The organism is Halochromatium roseum (assembly GCF_016653315.1).
GTDB lineage: Bacteria > Pseudomonadota > Gammaproteobacteria > Chromatiales > Chromatiaceae > Lamprobacter > Lamprobacter roseus.
The window spans coordinates 377,278-392,152 of sequence record NZ_NHSH01000061.1 but is presented as its reverse complement, the minus strand read 5'-3'; the positions used below and the strand labels follow the sequence as shown (position 1 = coordinate 392,152).

Here is a 14,875-nt window from a genome sequence, read left to right as displayed (position 1 = left end):
ACCAAGAATATCGAAGGTTGGGTAGTTCTTTAAGTAAAACAAAACAAAGAAAAGTTTTAGCTCAGGAGTAGATAAAACACCTAAACGTCCACCACCCGGACGTCTTTGACGGCTTGCTCGATTTTTTTGGTAATTTTTTCGCCTATCTTGATCGAGAGCGCGAGTGAACTCAATCAGCAATTTATCAAAATCCTCTTCAGAAATCCCTGTGAAAGCAAGAAATTGCCGCTTGTTTCTGATATTGATCGATTTGAATTTTCTCATTTTGAGTTTTATTAAAAAATGGTTGCCATTCAATTATTAATAGGGTCGAATTATAACTTTTCAAGGTTAAGCTGTTGTTTTGAAAAAGCTTACTGAAAGAATGCTCGTCAGGTTACTGAAAAATAAAAAAATATTATTTAGTCACAAGTCTATTATGAGTCTGTGATATGAGACTGCGATCCGGATCCTGCGTCAGCGACCGCGGGTGAGGACCGAGTAGAGCCGGCCGTCGGCTGTGCGAAATTGGTAGCGCTGACGGTTCAGCGGACTACCAGGATTGGTTAGGCGCAGAAACATGTCGTCGAAATACTCAGGCACCTCGAGACTGAAGTTATGGAAGTTGCGCGTGCGATTGACTGGCGTCACGTCGACCAGCGCGACCCGGCCGTCGTTGCGATCGACCTCGACCAGCTCCAGCAGTTGCTCGATCTCATCGATGAGTTCGGCATCGGTCTTATCGAGCGTGCTTTGCCCGAGTCGGCGCTGCAGATTGACCAGTCGACTCAACAGCAGGGCGCGGTCGTTCGATGAGACGTAGATGGTTGTGTCGTCGACCAGCGCTGCGAGCTGATGCTTGAATTGCGCGTTAAATCGGCTGCTGCTGATGTCGGGCGCGGTCAGGATGACATCGCTGATCTCGCGCTCGGCGTCGGCGAGGTCCGGGGCCTGGGCGAGCAGCGAAATCGCGTCGACCACGACCTGTGAGCCTAAGCTGTTGGCCACCACCCAGAGACGCTGCGGGCGGACCTCATCGATCAGCAGGCGCAGCGTCGCCGCGAGTTCGGCGCCAGAGGCGGTCGCGATGCGCTGTGCTTGGCGGTAGCCGCGCAAGCTGTCGCCTTGGTTTCCCGGCCAGTCGAATACAAGCACCGGGGCATTGATGTCGAGGATGTGGGCGAGGAAGGCGGTGCCGCGCATCGCGTAATTCATGTCCGTGCGCAACCCATGCACAAGCACAAGTATCCCCCGATGCGGTGAGGCCGAGACCATGCCGCGCAGCTGTTGGATGAAGGCGGTCTGGTCGAGCCGGGTGATGTTCCTGATCTGGATCTCCTCATCGAGGAGCCAGCTGCTTTCGTCCAGCCACATGCCCAGGCCCAGGGTCGGCTCGATCTCGGTATCGAAGGAGCCGAACAGCAGCTCGGACGAGCGCTGGTTGCCAATCCGCTCGATCAGTGGCTCTGGGCCAGGTTCAGCGGTCCGGTTGCTGACAAAGAAGAAGCGAAAGACATTCTCAGCTCCGACGCGTGCGACCTGCATGCGCCGAAACTCGAAGGCTTCAGCGCGGCTCAGAGCGGCATTGGTCGAGATGAAGAAGACGTAGCCGCCGAGCGCGGCGAGCAGCGCCAAGACCAGACCACCGATCCAGAGCACCCGTTTCTTTGTCATCTTCATCGCCTGACCTAATTACTGAATCCTGTACTGAATCCTGCTGCGAGAGGGTAACTGGATCAGGGCCGTCGTCCAAGCGACTGCGAGCCCAGCACCAACGATCGGTTTTGCCAGTTCATGGTCGCCTTGCTCTTTGGGCGATCGCTGCGGTGCTAGCACGCCGTTACGGCCGCGATGTTGATCCATTCACAGACCTTGTGCACAACCCTGTTGATGGATTGCCGATAACGAACGCAATTCATTGGCTGAACAGGGCGTTGTAGGCTTCATTGTCGATATGCGCAGGGGTTGGTCAGCCGATATTAAATCAATGACTTGGCGCGCTTGCGCGCTCCCGTCACGAGAACGCTCGAGCGGTTCTTGTCAAGCTCGGGTTATCCACGGTGCCTGTGGATAACCCTGTTCGTAACTGGCGGACCTAGGCCGCCCGACCCTTGCTCTGGTTACTGTTTTGTGACGTGCCGCTTAGATCGGTCAATCGCTGAACAGTGCGGAACTTTTTTCGAACCCCGCTGAAAGGCGAAGTGGGATTCGGTCCCAAGCTGCGGCCAGACACTCGAAGCCAGGGTCACGGCTATTTTTTAAGCCCGAAGATGCTAACCCAGCGCTGGCGCGGTCGCGTATGATTCGATCGCTTAGGCCTGAGGATTGCTCTGCGGCTCGATCGTCCGATGCCAGTTGGCAAGTCACCTGTTGCTCAGCCGACGTCGACGGCAGTGCAGTGATGTACCTTGACTGCACTGTTGCAGCCACCTCATCGAAGTTCAGATCCGTTTCTCTCAAACTAGCGAAGGAGTCCCGCCGTGTCTTCTCCCCGTCGTTTTGGTCGTGAGACCGCCGCTTTGACCTCTGTGATTGCCTTGGTTGGAATGATGGCCGGTCCAGCCATCGCCGTTGAAGCCGAGGATCTGCGTTTCGACACCACGGAAGACCTCTATCAAGTCTGCGCCGCTGACCCAAGCTCGCCAGCCCAACTGGCCTGCACCGGCTTTATCGAAGCAACCGTCCAGTATCACGATGGGGTCGCGAACAAGCGCGATATGAAGCGTCTGATCTGCTACCCGGAGGGCACCACGGTTGCTAACGGCCGCACGGTTTTCGTCGCCTGGGCAGAGGCGAACAAGGGCGACGCTGAGCTCATGGGTGAGCAGCCGGTGGTTGGCTTGGTGCGGTCATTGGCTAAGGCCTATCCCTGTCGCTGAGCCTGTTATGGCGCCGGGGCGCGCATCGATGTCATAAAGAGCGCGACGGCTGCCGATGATGCAAGGCCGCGCGAAGCAATGTCGACTTAGCGCTATATCGACTTAGACTGGAGTGTTAACGATGAACCGTATTGGCCTCCTGGTTGTAGTGATGATTGTTGCAACGCTGGTGTTGATAGGTTGTGGCGAGACCACCACCAGCCGTGCCGGCAGCGGCGCCCTGATGGGGGCGGCTGGTGGTGCTGCGATTGGCTCGCTTAGTGGTAATGCGGGCCGTGGCGCTGCGATTGGCGCCGGTACCGGCCTGATCGGCGGCTATCTATTCGACCAACATCGGCGCGGCAATATCGACTAGGTCGCTGCTTATGTGAACAGACCGAGTACATCTGCTGAGCATATCGGCTTCCGATTCGCTTTGGCACTGATTCAACAAGCCATAGAGCGACTTCCGCGACCATTTGAGCGGCGGGCCATGTCGTGGCTTGTCGGGCAGTTGGGATCACCGTCGCCAGCATGGCTTGCGTTGGCGCTGATGGCACTCGCACTCAGCGGCTGTCAGTCCCTCGCGCCAACCAAGCCAGCGCCGGAACTGGCTCGGGAGCATCTCGAGCAGTCCCTCGCCATTCTCGGTTCGACACAGGCGAGCGATGCCGAGCGCACTCGAGCGCAGACTCAGTATCGGCGCACACTGGAGCGCGTTCTGCCCGCGGTTGCCGAGGGTGAGGTTGCACCTGAACTGATCATAGCCCCCGCTGATCCGCCGAACTGGCGCGATCCGCAGGACTTGGCCGAGATCGATCCGGTGCGCCGGCCCGCCAAGGCCGATTCAGGGCTACAGCGGCCTGGATTGGGGGCGCCCGCGGTTGGCTCGATCATTCCGGGCGGGGCCAACGCACCCAGACGCGGCTACCGGGTTCCGCTCACAGCGCTGGCCTTACCGGCACCGAAGGCCGATCAACTCCGGGTCGCTCTCGCTGATCCGCTGCGCGTGGAGTCGATTGATCTCGGTCCTGTCGCGGGTCCGCGAGACCAACGCCAGCCGCTGCCGGTCGCGATGGATCTCGAGGCTCCGCTCGATGCCACTCGCGCACTGGGGCCGGGGCCGCTCGCTGGTCTACATTATCTGCTGCGTGCCGATCGCTTTGCGGGTGAGTCGCGGCTGACCTTCTTGCAGCCGTTTGATCCCGAGAAGCGACCGCTGGTGCTGGTCCACGGCTTGATGACGACGCCGCAGATGTGGAACCGACTGGTGCGCGAGTTGATGGCGGACCCGAGCGTGCGGGAGCACTACCAGTTCTGGTTCTTCTATTATCCAACCGCACAACCGGTACCGCTTTCGGCCATGCAGCTCCGCGCGGAGCTGGATCAGGCGGTGGCGGTTCATGGGCCGACCAAACCGATCGTCTTGGTCGGCTACAGCATGGGCGGGGTGTTATCCCGAGCCCAGATTACGGGGTTGGACGCCGTTGCGGCGGAGCAGATCCTGCCCGGAGTCTCGCAGCTGCCGGCCAGCAGTCCGGTGCGGCAGGCGCTGATCTTCGAGCCGCGCGACGACATCAGCCGTGCCATCTTCATGTTTACGCCGCATCGCGGCAGCAGGCTTGCCACGTTTAATCTCGCGCTCTGGGTCTCGCGCTTGATCCGGTTGCCAAACTGGGTTCGCAATGAGCTCGAGTTGGTCACTGATCGTCTGGCGGGTCTCGACGCCGACCGTATTCCAACCAGCATCCAAGGGCTCTCGCCCGATTCTCCATTCCTGGCCTTACTCGATCAGGCCGAGATCAGCGTGCCGACGCATTCGGTGATTGGTAATCGGGGGCGGCGCGGCGAGATCAGCCGCAGCTCCGATGGGGTCGTCCCCTATTGGAGTGCCCATCTGCCGAGTGCCGAGTCTGAGGTGATCGTGCCGACCGGCCATGGTGGTTTCGCGCATCCGCTTGCGGTGCAGGAGCTGATCCGGATCTTGCATGAGGATCTCGCGTTAGTGAGTAGTGAGTAGTGAGTAGTTGAGGACTCATTGGGTGGTGGGTGGTTGATGGACTGGCTGATAGATGCGGCCATCGGCATGCAAGAAGCGGATGAAGAACTCGAAGAGCACCAGTCGTGTGGTTTGCACGAACACGATGAGACCCTCGAGCACGACGGCGAACAGATTGCCGAGCACTAGGATCAGTAGCCAGCCCAGGGGATGCTGCACGCTGTCCGTGTCCGCGAGCGTCATGATCGCGTGCGAGAGGGCCGCATGGGCGAGCGCAAAAGCGCCGACCCGAAGAAAGGACAGGGTGTTCAGCGCCAGCTCGAAGAGACTCAGTAGCAGCCTGCCAAGCGCTTCGCCCAGCGCCGCGCCAAGCACCGCGAGCCGTTGCGCCCTCGCCTGCATGGCACTGCCGACGAAGTAGTGCAGCAGCGCCAAGGGCACCAGCCAGAGGATCTCATGGACGAATGGGGTCAGTAGGAGCAGTAGATAGAGCACGAGGACTGCCGCGTCTACCTCCAGCCATTGTTGTAATGTGCCGCGCCACTGCGCCTCTAGGCCAGCAAAGACGAGGCCGAGCAAGAGCAGCAGGACGCCGAACAGCAGTGGCACGCCCAGCACGATCATCGGTGCCTCGAGCGGCTTCAGCCAGAGCGCCGGGATGAGAGTATCGAAGCCGAACAGGTCACCAAACAGCAGGCCGAAGAGCATCGCCGAGAGACCACAGGGGAGCAGGAAGCGGATCGCTGGCCAGCGCCACCAGAAGAACAGGGCAAAGGCGACCAGCATCAGGCCGTGGCCGACATCGGGAAACATGTAGCCGAACAGCAGCGGCACGATGAGCGCGAGTACGCCACTGGGGTCGACCTCGGCCTGGCCTGGCGTGCCCCACATCAGCAGCAGCGGCTGAAATGGCTGCGCCCACCAGGTATTTAGAGTCATCACCGGCGATTTGACCGAGGGTGGCGGCTCGGGGAAGCGCATGATCGCGCGGATATCGGCATCCCATAAGCGCTGCTGGAGTTGGCCTGGCTCGGGCGCGACGGTCCAGCCGGTGATGTGGCAGAGATCGTGCGCGCCGAGCTGATGTGCCGCATGCTCCAGATACCACGCCAAGGTCTCGAGATTGGCGTGGGCGGCGGCGATCTTCGGATCAGCACGGAGCCTGGCCAGTTCGGCCTCGATGGCCTCCAAGCGCGCCTGCTTTTCTCGTCGCAGCGAGTCGATGTCGCGGCGTTGTTGGCCGCGATCGGCGCTCAGCCAGGAAGGCATGCCGAGCGGCTCGCAGCCTTGCTCCAAGACCATGCGGCGCACGATGTCAGCATCTTCGGGCTTGCCGAGGAGGAGCGCAAAGTCATGTCGGGGGCCGTGGGCGACCCGATGTACCAGCGCTTGCAGGGCGGGCTTGCCATCGCTGTGGGTCTCGGTATCGCTGTCGGTCTCGGTCTCGGTCTCGGTCTCGGTCTCGCTGTCGCTGTCGCTGTCGCTGTCGCTGTCGGCGTCGTCTTGCGGGCAGGCGAACAGGCATTTGCATAGAAAGTGGCTGTGATGCGTCAGGCCCTCTAGATCGATACCTGCCGCATGCAGGGTCGCGAGGCCTTCATCCAGCAACCTGAGATAGTCGAGTTCGGCCTGCGCTTGCTCCTGGTGCTGGTGCAGATAATCGACGCGCTTGGCCCAGGCCTGTAGCTGATGCAAGGCGGTCCGGGCCAGAAGCGTTGGGCTGCCGACGAGCGCGGTCGGCTGCGCTTGACTGTTGGGGAGATCCTCGCGGTGCGCCTCGGCCAGCGCCCGGTAGCCTTGAATGGCGTCGTGCAGCTTGCGGGTATCGACGCGCTCTGGTACCCGCGGGTCGAGTTCCAGCTGGACCGCCCCCGAGCTGGCGAGCAGTTCAGTGGCGAGCAGGGTCTGCTCGCGCGGAACATAGGTCTCGAACCAATGGGCTTGGATCGGACGCAGTCTGAGCATGACGGATGGCCTCTCGCGCGTGCAGCTGTCTCCTTTAAGCCTAGCTCAGTTGAGCGCGCGCGTGCGTGCTCGCCTGATCAATACTCGAACTCGAAGGCCGCGCCGGCGCGCGCGCCGCTGTTGGCGCCAACATCGGTCTCGAGGCGAATGCGCGGGCCGACCTGCATGCGCAGGATGCCTTGGGTGTCGCCGACTCTGGTGCCTTGGCGGGCGCCGAGATAGACACGCTCGCTGAGGTAACGACCGCCTTCGAGGATGGCGTCGCCGCGGCCGTGGCCCTCTGCGCCGTGATCGAGGCGAAAGCGATCGAGCCCGAGTCCGCTACGGGTGCGCTCGAGCAATCCGAGTGCAGGGTTGTCGATGCCCGCCAGTGAGGTTGCGGCCAGACCGAGTCGTGCGATTTGCAGCGCCGAGAGCCGGGAGCGCGAGAGGCCAAAGAGCAACCGGGCGAGCACCTCGTCCTCGGGCATCTGCGGCTCGCCGGAGAGCCGGATCCGAGGTCGGCGTGCGCTGCCTTCGACGCTGAGGATGGCGGTGGCGCCCTCGGCCGTGACCCGCGCCTCGAGGTCGAGCGTCGGGTCGAGCATCGAGGCGCCATCGAAACCGATGCGTCCGTGGCTGAAGCGCAGCGGCTGACCGAGCAGCGCGTACTCGCCGCGCAGCAGCCGGAAGTCGCCGATGATGGCCGGATTGGCGAGGGTGCCGCGGGCGTTGATCTCGCCGCCAAGCTCGGCATCGACCCCGCGTCCGGTCAGGGTGATGGCGCGTGGGGCATCGATGCGCAGGTCGAGCGCGACCCTGGCTGGCGAGCCGAGTTCGATGCCGCTCCTGGGTCGCGGATCTCGCCGAGCTTGGCGACGCGGCCCGATCTCCTTTACCTCCAGCGTCGCAACGGTCGCCGGAAAACGCTCCGGGATGCGCAGCGCGATCTGGTCGAAACGAAGGCCGCCTTCGAGTCTCATATCGCCCGCTAGCTCGCCGCTGAGCCGAAGGTCGGCATCGGCTTGGAGCTTGAGTGCGTCGCGTCGCACAGGGCTCGCCTGGCGGGCAATGAGGCTGAGGTCAATCGGCTGCCTGGGTGCCTGCCAGCCGAGGCTGCCGCTCAGCTCGATCGTTCCTGGGTCGGCCCGTGCGCTCAGCCGCGTCAGTCTGAGACTGTCGCCGGACAGGGCCATCTCGCCATCGATCTGAGTCAGGACCAGGCCGCTGAGCTGATCCTTCCAGGCACCCTCGCTGAATCGAACGACGCCCTCGAGCCGCGGCTTGTTGAGTCGGCCGCCGAGGCCGAGATCCAGTGCGAGCTGACCCTCCAGTGTGCGGCCACTGGCGGCAAGTTGAGGGTTGAATAGCCCCGCGTCGAGACGGCCGCGTGTGTGTAGCGAGAGGGTTCCGAGCGTCGTGAACGGCGAGCCGTCGATTTGGCCGCGTAGGTCGAGATGAGCGTGCCTGCCAGCCAAGGCCGATGCCTCGATGGTCGTCGCTTGCGAGCCGACGCGCAGCGCGATCCTCAGCTCACCACTTGGCAGGCCGACTGCGGCACCGTTCTCCGAACGGATCTCTCGTGCGAGCAGATCCAGACGACCGCTTGGTGCGCTGTGCTCACCCTCAAGACGCGTCTCGAGGTCGATAAGCCCATTAAACCCGCGCACAGGCTCGGGCAGTGCGGCACTGCCTGGCAGGAGGTCGATCAGGGTCGCGAGCGGGATGTCGATTGCGCGCGCATCCAGAGCAAGCGCTGGTGCGAGCCGCCCGCTGAGCCTGACGCGGCCACTGGTCCCAGGCCATCCGCTCGCCGTCGGCGCCGAGAGCGCAAATGTCAGTGTGTCGATGTTCAGGCCATCGCTGAAATCGATAGACCCTGACTCGATCAGCTGCACTCCAAGGCCGTTAGCAGTGACCGCCGGGGTTCGCGCACGTGCAGACCCGAGCGCAGACCCGTTGTCACGGAGCCCCTCTCTCTGTGGTGTCGATTGGTCTGGTGCAACTTGGTCTGGTGCAACTTGGTCTGGTGCAACTTGGTCTGGTGCATCAGGCCTGCGCCGAATGAACTCGAGCGAGGCTGCGCTCAGCCGCAGCAGACGGTCGAAGGGCTTCAGCTCGCCAGTGGCGCTGAGCTGGAGCTTGGCGTCGCCGCTCAACGGCTTCAGGCGCAGTCTGGCTTCGGTATCCAGCAGCAAGTTGGTGATCGGTCCGCTGACCTCTGCGTTGAGGTCGGCGTCAACGCCGGGCGAACTCAGCTCAACCAGCTTAAGGGCCGAGTGAATCCGGGGCTGCTCCAGCACATCCTCGATCTCGGTTCGCAGCGCCAAGCGCCCCAGCCGGACCTGCTGCAGAAGCTGCAATCCCTCACCCTCAAACTCGGCGATCAGCAACCCGTTCGGGTCTGAGATCAGCTCGACGTTGAGACGTCCGGACAACGCGACAGGCGCGGAGATTGGGAGCCAAGGCGCGAGCAGCGGATTCAGCGCGTCCAGCTTGGCGACCTGAAGACGGATGTCGCCGAAGGGGAGGGGGTCCTGGCTTGGCCATCGCAGCTGGCCCGAGGCGCCGATTCCGGACCAGTGGCTGTCGCCCAGTGAGAGTTCTAGCGTCTTGTCTTGGTCGCGGCGCAGCTGCATCTGCACCGTGATCGGTTGACCGGCCCAGTCACCATCGAGCGCCAGGCTGGCCTCGGATGTCGCGGGGCGGCGCTCGAAGCGAAGGTTGACGGTCGCGAGACCTCTCAGGTCGGACGGATCGAGCGGCCTGATCGCGAGCGTGGTCTCGAGCGAGCCTTGGCGCGAGAGCACGGCGGAGCCCTGAATCGACAGGATTGGCGCCGCTGCGATCAGGCCGTTCAGGCGCAGTCGGTCGATCTCCAGTCGCTGTAACTTGAGAGCGAGCGGGGGTGACCATTCACCGTTGGAGCCGGTGTTGCCCGACGGCAGACGCCGCAGGTCAACGGCAGTGGCGGTGAGCGCGCGGATCTCGAGTGTGGCGACCAAGAGTGCGGTGGGATTGAGCTCCAGCTGAGCCTGTTCGATCCGCAGCCAGCATCCGTCCGCGTCGGCGAGTTCGAGCGACGCCAGCCGCGGTGCGAACGGCAGCGAGCCGCCGAGGCCGCTGATCCGCACCCGGCCGGCGGTTCCGGTGTTGATTGCGCTTGCGATCAGGTCGCGGCCGCGCTCGCTGTTGAGGCCAATCAGCAGGCCAACGCCAAGCAGGAGCGCGAGGGATGGACCCAAGGCCAGCCTCAGCCAGGCCCAGAAGCGCTCCCGGCGCCGTCGGCGTTGCCGTTGGCGTTGGCGTTGCCGATGCTGATGCTGATGCTGATACTGATGCTCGCGCGAGCGTTTCGGTGGCATCGTTTTCTTGCGCGTCATCGTCGGGATCTCGGCTTGCTCGGCATCAGAATGCCTGACCAATGCCGATGTAGAGCTGGACCGAGGCCTCGCCTTCGGCCTCGGTCAGCGGGCTCGCCAGATCGAGCCTGATCGGACCCACTGGGGTATGAAATCGCGCACCGAGCCCGACGCCCACGGCAAGGTTGCCGAAACCCTGGAAACCGTCCGCGGAGACGTCGGCGACATCGACGAAGGCCGCGACCCCCCAACGAGCGCCGATCCGCTGACGCAGCTCGAGGCTGCCCTCGAGCAGGGCATCGCCGCCCGCTGGCGAGCCGTTGGCGGTGCGCGGGCCGATCGACTGGTAGGGATAGCCGCGCACCGAGCCGCCGCCACCGGCATAGAAGCGCCAGTCGGGCGGGATGGCGTTGGCGTTGGCGCCGAAGATGCGGCCGATGGCGAGTCGCAGGGCTAAGACCCGGCGTCCAAGCCGCTTGGGCCTGGCCCCAACAGTCGGCGATGCGGGCGATAAGGGCAATGCGGGCAATGCGGTCGATGCGGGCGCTTCGTTGCCGACGGTTGGCGTTGACAGGTCGAAGTAGATCGCGCCGGACAGCCGTGTGCGCACGAAGCTGTCGCCCTCATCGCCTTGAACCCAAGGGGTCGGCGTGAGCTGCGCCGCCAGCCGCCAGCCACGGCGTGGATCGAGTGGGTCGTCGCTGGAATCCCAGTCGGCGGTGATCGGGAGCGACAGCAGTCGAAGCGCTTGAGCCGGTCCGTCCTGGACGATGCGCGCGTTCTCGACACCGATCCCGGCGCCCAGGCTGAGCTGTGCCGAGACCCGCTGCTCGAGCAGGGCCGACGCGGTCACCGCGTCGCGGTTGTAGGCATCCAGGCGCTCGCTGACCGCGCCCAGCTCAAGCCGCAGATCGAGATCGCGACGCCAGAGATCGGGAATCCGCAGGCTGGCGCGGACAAAATCGTTGATGTCGCCGATCGGCCCGGCGGAGAGCTGACTGACCTCCGCACCCAGGGTCAGGTGCTCGGCGCCACCAAAGAGGTTGCGATGGCTCCAGGACGCCGCGAGGCTGCCACCCTCATCGCTCGAGTAGGCGCCCGCAAGTCGCAGCACCCGCGGCGGGCGCTCAACCACCTCGAGTCGGAGCGGCAGACGTCCGCTCGCATCCGGCGCGGTCGCCGGGGTCAGGCGCGCCGAGGCGAGGGCGTCGTTGGCGAGCAAGGCCCGTCGCGCGGCCTCGAGCCGGCTCGGGCTGAACGGCTCGCCCGGCCTCAGGCCAAGCCGACGCCGCACGGTGCCCTCGCGCAAACGCTTAAGGCCGATGATCTCGATCTCGCCGAGGGGCAGGCGTTCGCCAGGCTCGACCTGATAGGTCACCGCCATGGTCCTTGTCCAATGGTTGACGATGACCTCGGGTGGGGGGACTTGCGCGAGCGGAAAGCCGTCTTCTAGGAGTGCTTCAAGCAGTGCGAGGCCGGCGGCCAGCACCTCGGGCGCGGTGGCTGGCGCGCCAGGCTTTAGCGTAAAGGCGGCGCGGGCGACGGCTGGCACCGGACCCGCGAGCTGCACCGAGTCAATCCGATACAAGGGGCCGGGATCGATCAGTAGGTCAACCATCACGCTCGTTGCCGGCGGCAACGCTTCGAGCCGTGACAGCAAGCTGGGATCGCTCAGAGCGCGGCCGTCGATGCGGATGCTGATCAGGGCATCGTAGTAGCCAAAGCTGCGCAGGACGTGATCGATGCGATCGAGGTCGCTGTTGGCGCGCGCGATCAGCCCGAACGGGCCGACCGGCGCCGATTCGCGCAGGCGCTCGAGCACCGATGTCTCGGCGATGCTAGGCTCCAGCAGCGGGTTTGAAAGCGGCGCGATGTTCAACTGATAGGGCAGGTGCAACGGATAGGGCAGGTGATCAGTCCCTGTCTCGCCATTGCTTTGGATCGCATCCACGGGTTCGCTGTTCGAGTGCTCTGGACTGCTGCCGCGCGGGTCGCGGCCTCGGGGTCTATCCAGCTCGATGCCTGTTGGTTGGCCGTTCGACGCATGGCTCGCCAAGGCGAACAGGAACAGCAGTAGCAATAGAGGTAGGGCACGTGGCGCGAGCCAAAGGCCTGCCGGGACAAGCCTGTAGAGTTCTGGCCCAAGAGCGCGATTGAGACCGCGCCCAAGCCTAGGCCTGAGACCAAATCCGACAACAGGCTTGAGACATGGTCTTGAACCTGGCCTCAGATCAAGTCCTGGTGTGAGACCTGGCCCGAGATCAGGGGCGCGCCTCTGGCGCGATCTCGACACTGGGCGTTGATGGCGAAAAAGAGGTTTCAGAAGGTTGTTCTCAGCAGCGACGCCCGAATCGCACTCTCGCCGCCGAGAGTCACGGACGATGATGCTATCGTTTTCCGACGCATTCTTCACACGCAGGAGGCGAGAAATCGTGCTTCAAACAACAAAGACTGTGCAGCGGCTGGGTTTGCCAATGCTGCTGCTGGCGACCTCTTGCCTCGCGCTGCCAGAGGTCGCCAGCGCGGCGGCAGGGATGCAGGCTTGCGCCCAGATTCGCGATGATCAGCGCCGCTTGGCCTGTTATGACCAGATCAGCGGCCGCGCGACCGCGCCGGCCCCGACGGCGAGGCCTCTCGATGCGGACCCAGCAGCCCGCAAGCCCATGCGGATCGCCGATGCACAGACCCCGAAAGCGGAGTTCAGCGATGCGGCCCCGAGCGCATCCGACCCGTCCGGATCGCTGTTGGATCGGGCCTGGAGCTTTGAGCCGGACAGCGATCGCTATCTGATCAAGCTCTATCGCCCAAACTATCTCAATCCGGTGCGCTATCAGAGCCGCACCAACGACAAGCCTTTTGATCCGCTGTTCAACGCCTTTGATACCGCCGACGGTGATCTCGACAAGGTTGAGGCCGCGTTTCAGATCAGCTTCAAGAGTCGCGTTTGGGCGACCGATGATCGGCGTCTCGGGTTCTGGTTCGCCTACACCCAGCAGAGCTTCTGGCAGGTCTACAACGGCGACATCTCGAGCCCGTTTCGCGACACCAACTATAGGCCCGAGCTGAAGGTCGCCTGGCAGCCGCAATGGTCCTTCGGTGGTTTCGATTGGCGCCTGCTGAGCCTGGGCTATACGCACGAATCCAATGGCCGCTCTGATCCGATCTCGCGCAGCTGGGATCGCCTGGTGGCCGAGATCGGGCTCGAGAAGGACAACTTCGCGCTGCTGATCCGGCCTTGGATCAGGATCGACGATTCAAGCTCGGACAAGGATAACCCGGACATCACCGATTACTACGGCTACGGCGACATCACCGCCATCTACAAATGGCGTGGCCACAGCTTCACGCTGATGGCGCGGGGCAATCCGGCCGAAGCAAAGGGCGCGGTCAGAGCGAGCTGGATGACACCGAGGCTCCTCGGGCCGTTGCGCGGCTATGTGGTCGGCTTCAGCGGCTACGGTGATACGCTGATCGATTACAACTTCAAGCAGAATGCAATCTCGATCGGGGTTGCATTGAATGACGTGCTTGATCGCTAACCAAGACTGTTTCGCGAGACTCTTTCGTGACGAAATTGCGTTCGATGTAGTACGCAAACAGCTCTTTCAGGGTTTGTATTGGATCATCCGCTAACACCACGCGCTGCTCGCTAAATCGGATAATCGTCTCGCGCGGGCGTAGAACCTCTGCGAACATTCGTTTTGCGAACTCGCTATCGTTGGTATTGGGGTGTCGATCAAAACCCTCGGACTTCAGCAGTCTGTGAACGCGTTCCAGCTCCTCTTGGAGCTCGAACATGGCCTGACGAAATACCTTAGCGTCGAGCGCTGCGAAGAACTTCGTGATCCGTCCATGGCGACGGGTCAGCAGCTCGAAACCGAAATACCTCGCGGCCGGCGCCATCATCACGATACCCACGTTGGCGAACTCGCCTGTCTCCACGAATGGCATGAAGCGCACGATGGCGTATTGGCAGGGTGTCTTGCTCATGTCCAAGTCCAGAAGTCGTCGTTCTCGAAGCCCCTGAGCAATGCCTCGACCGCTCGTGTATCGAAGTCCACCGGGACCGTCTGCTCGTTATCGACGAACCACCAGGCATTGGGGATTTCGCTGAGGATCGTCGGCCAGGCATCCAGGGCGTTCGACAGCCGCTCATGGTATTCATCGCGCCGAAAGAAGTCACCCGAGAGCTGACGTGCTTGCGCCGCAAACACATGATGCTCGGAAAAATCGGTTCGTTCGGCCGCTGGATCGAAGGCTTGGTTGTGGTCAATGACGACCAGTTCTCTCGCGCCCGGCTCCCAGAACAGATTGGGGTTGCCGCCGTATTCCCCGAGGCATCGATCCGCGTTCCGTACCCACCAATCGAAGATCAGCACGTCCTGCTGCAACGAGTCGGGCACCTGATCGATGCCAGAGATCGTCAACTCGGTCACTTGGCGCTCCAGCGAACCGAAGGCCAACCCTGCCCCGAGTCCGTCCAGCGGCGTCCCCACATTGAACTCGGCCAGATCCTCCGGCACCAAGACCTGCTGAAAGGGTGCCACGGGCAAACCCATCAGCACAGCCAGCCGGCCCGCGACCCACTCGCAGATCTGGCTGCGTCGCCCTGCGTCTTTGCCTTTGACGAAATACACCTTGCCGTCGTCACACCGGCAGATGAAGGGCCGGGTCATGCCTTGCTCGGATCGGCGCAGGATTTCGACGATCTCAACCGGCACTTGTTGCTCCAG

At 62.9% G+C, this 14,875-nt stretch carries 11 protein-coding genes; 4 read left to right on the top strand and 7 right to left on the bottom strand.

Annotated features, from left to right (window positions below):
* Positions 1-264: helix-turn-helix domain-containing protein (locus CCR96_RS15300; RefSeq protein WP_201220968.1), on the bottom strand; the 264-nt coding region annotated here is incomplete at its 3' end.
* A gap of 192 nt (positions 265-456) precedes the next feature.
* A complete protein-coding gene (locus tag CCR96_RS15295; protein WP_201220967.1) occupies positions 457-1,653 on the bottom strand; it encodes an alpha/beta hydrolase in 1,197 nt (398 codons plus the stop codon).
* A gap of 806 nt (positions 1,654-2,459) precedes the next feature.
* On the opposite strand from CCR96_RS15295, the gene CCR96_RS15290 reads away from it, so the two are divergent.
* The 3 genes from CCR96_RS15290 to CCR96_RS15280 all read left to right on the top strand — a co-directional run bounded on the left by CCR96_RS15290 (position 2,460) and on the right by CCR96_RS15280 (position 4,857).
* On the top strand, positions 2,460-2,858 hold the full coding sequence (locus CCR96_RS15290) for a Rap1a/Tai family immunity protein (protein WP_338035890.1): 399 nt from the start codon (positions 2,460-2,462) through the stop codon (positions 2,856-2,858).
* Between the two features lie 121 nt (positions 2,859-2,979).
* Positions 2,980-3,213 (top strand): glycine zipper family protein, encoded by a 234-nt coding sequence (locus CCR96_RS15285; protein ID WP_201220966.1) that lies wholly within the window; start codon positions 2,980-2,982, stop codon positions 3,211-3,213.
* A 117-nt stretch (positions 3,214-3,330) separates the two neighbouring features.
* The gene (locus CCR96_RS15280; RefSeq protein WP_201220965.1) at positions 3,331-4,857 is read left to right on the top strand and encodes an esterase/lipase family protein; all 1,527 of its coding nucleotides are present in this window, start codon (positions 3,331-3,333) and stop codon (positions 4,855-4,857) included.
* Positions 4,858-4,872: 15 nt separating this feature from the next.
* Here CCR96_RS15280 and CCR96_RS15275 read toward each other — a convergent pair whose 3' ends face one another.
* From CCR96_RS15275 to CCR96_RS15250, 3 genes are all read right to left on the bottom strand, one after another.
* The gene (locus CCR96_RS15275; RefSeq protein ID WP_201220964.1) at positions 4,873-6,801 is read right to left on the bottom strand and encodes a V-type ATPase 116kDa subunit family protein; all 1,929 of its coding nucleotides are present in this window, start codon (positions 6,799-6,801) and stop codon (positions 4,873-4,875) included.
* Between the two features lie 77 nt (positions 6,802-6,878).
* A complete protein-coding gene (locus CCR96_RS24665) occupies positions 6,879-10,163 on the bottom strand; it encodes a translocation/assembly module TamB domain-containing protein (RefSeq protein WP_242519104.1) in 3,285 nt (1,094 codons plus the stop codon).
* A 25-nt stretch (positions 10,164-10,188) separates the two neighbouring features.
* Positions 10,189-12,222: an autotransporter assembly complex protein TamA gene (locus CCR96_RS15250; RefSeq protein WP_201220959.1), complete on the bottom strand. Its 2,034-nt coding sequence runs from the start codon at positions 12,220-12,222 to the stop codon at positions 10,189-10,191.
* Positions 12,223-12,574: 352 nt separating this feature from the next.
* Between CCR96_RS15250 and CCR96_RS15245 the strand changes: the two genes are divergently transcribed.
* Positions 12,575-13,681, top strand: coding sequence for a phospholipase A (locus CCR96_RS15245; protein WP_338035889.1), 1,107 nt, complete (start codon positions 12,575-12,577; stop codon positions 13,679-13,681).
* On the opposite strand, the gene CCR96_RS15240 is transcribed toward CCR96_RS15245, so the two are convergent.
* A complete protein-coding gene (locus CCR96_RS15240) occupies positions 13,626-14,132 on the bottom strand; it encodes a DUF3037 domain-containing protein (protein WP_201220958.1) in 507 nt (168 codons plus the stop codon). The two genes, CCR96_RS15245 and CCR96_RS15240, sit on opposite strands and share 56 nt — an antisense overlap.
* Positions 14,129-14,863 carry a HipA family kinase gene (locus CCR96_RS15235; protein WP_201220957.1) on the bottom strand — a complete coding sequence of 245 codons (735 nt, stop codon included), beginning with the start codon at positions 14,861-14,863 and terminating at the stop codon, positions 14,129-14,131. Before CCR96_RS15235 ends, CCR96_RS15240 begins: the two co-directional genes overlap by 4 nt.
* Positions 14,864-14,875 lie beyond the last annotated feature (12 nt).

Excerpts from the sequence above, each read along its gene's own strand:
- CCR96_RS15295 (WP_201220967.1), bottom strand. The coding sequence starts at position 1,653 with ATGACAAAGAAACGGGTGCTCTGGATCGGTGGTCTGGTCTTGGCGCTG.
- CCR96_RS15285 (WP_201220966.1), top strand. The coding sequence starts at position 2,980 with ATGAACCGTATTGGCCTCCTGGTTGTAGTGATGATTGTTGCAACGCTG.
- CCR96_RS15280 (WP_201220965.1), top strand. The coding sequence starts at position 3,331 with ATGTCGTGGCTTGTCGGGCAGTTGGGATCACCGTCGCCAGCATGGCTT.
- CCR96_RS15275 (WP_201220964.1), bottom strand. The coding sequence starts at position 6,801 with ATGCTCAGACTGCGTCCGATCCAAGCCCATTGGTTCGAGACCTATGTT.
- CCR96_RS24665 (WP_242519104.1), bottom strand. The coding sequence starts at position 10,163 with ATGACGCGCAAGAAAACGATGCCACCGAAACGCTCGCGCGAGCATCAG.
- CCR96_RS15240 (WP_201220958.1), bottom strand. The coding sequence starts at position 14,132 with ATGAGCAAGACACCCTGCCAATACGCCATCGTGCGCTTCATGCCATTC.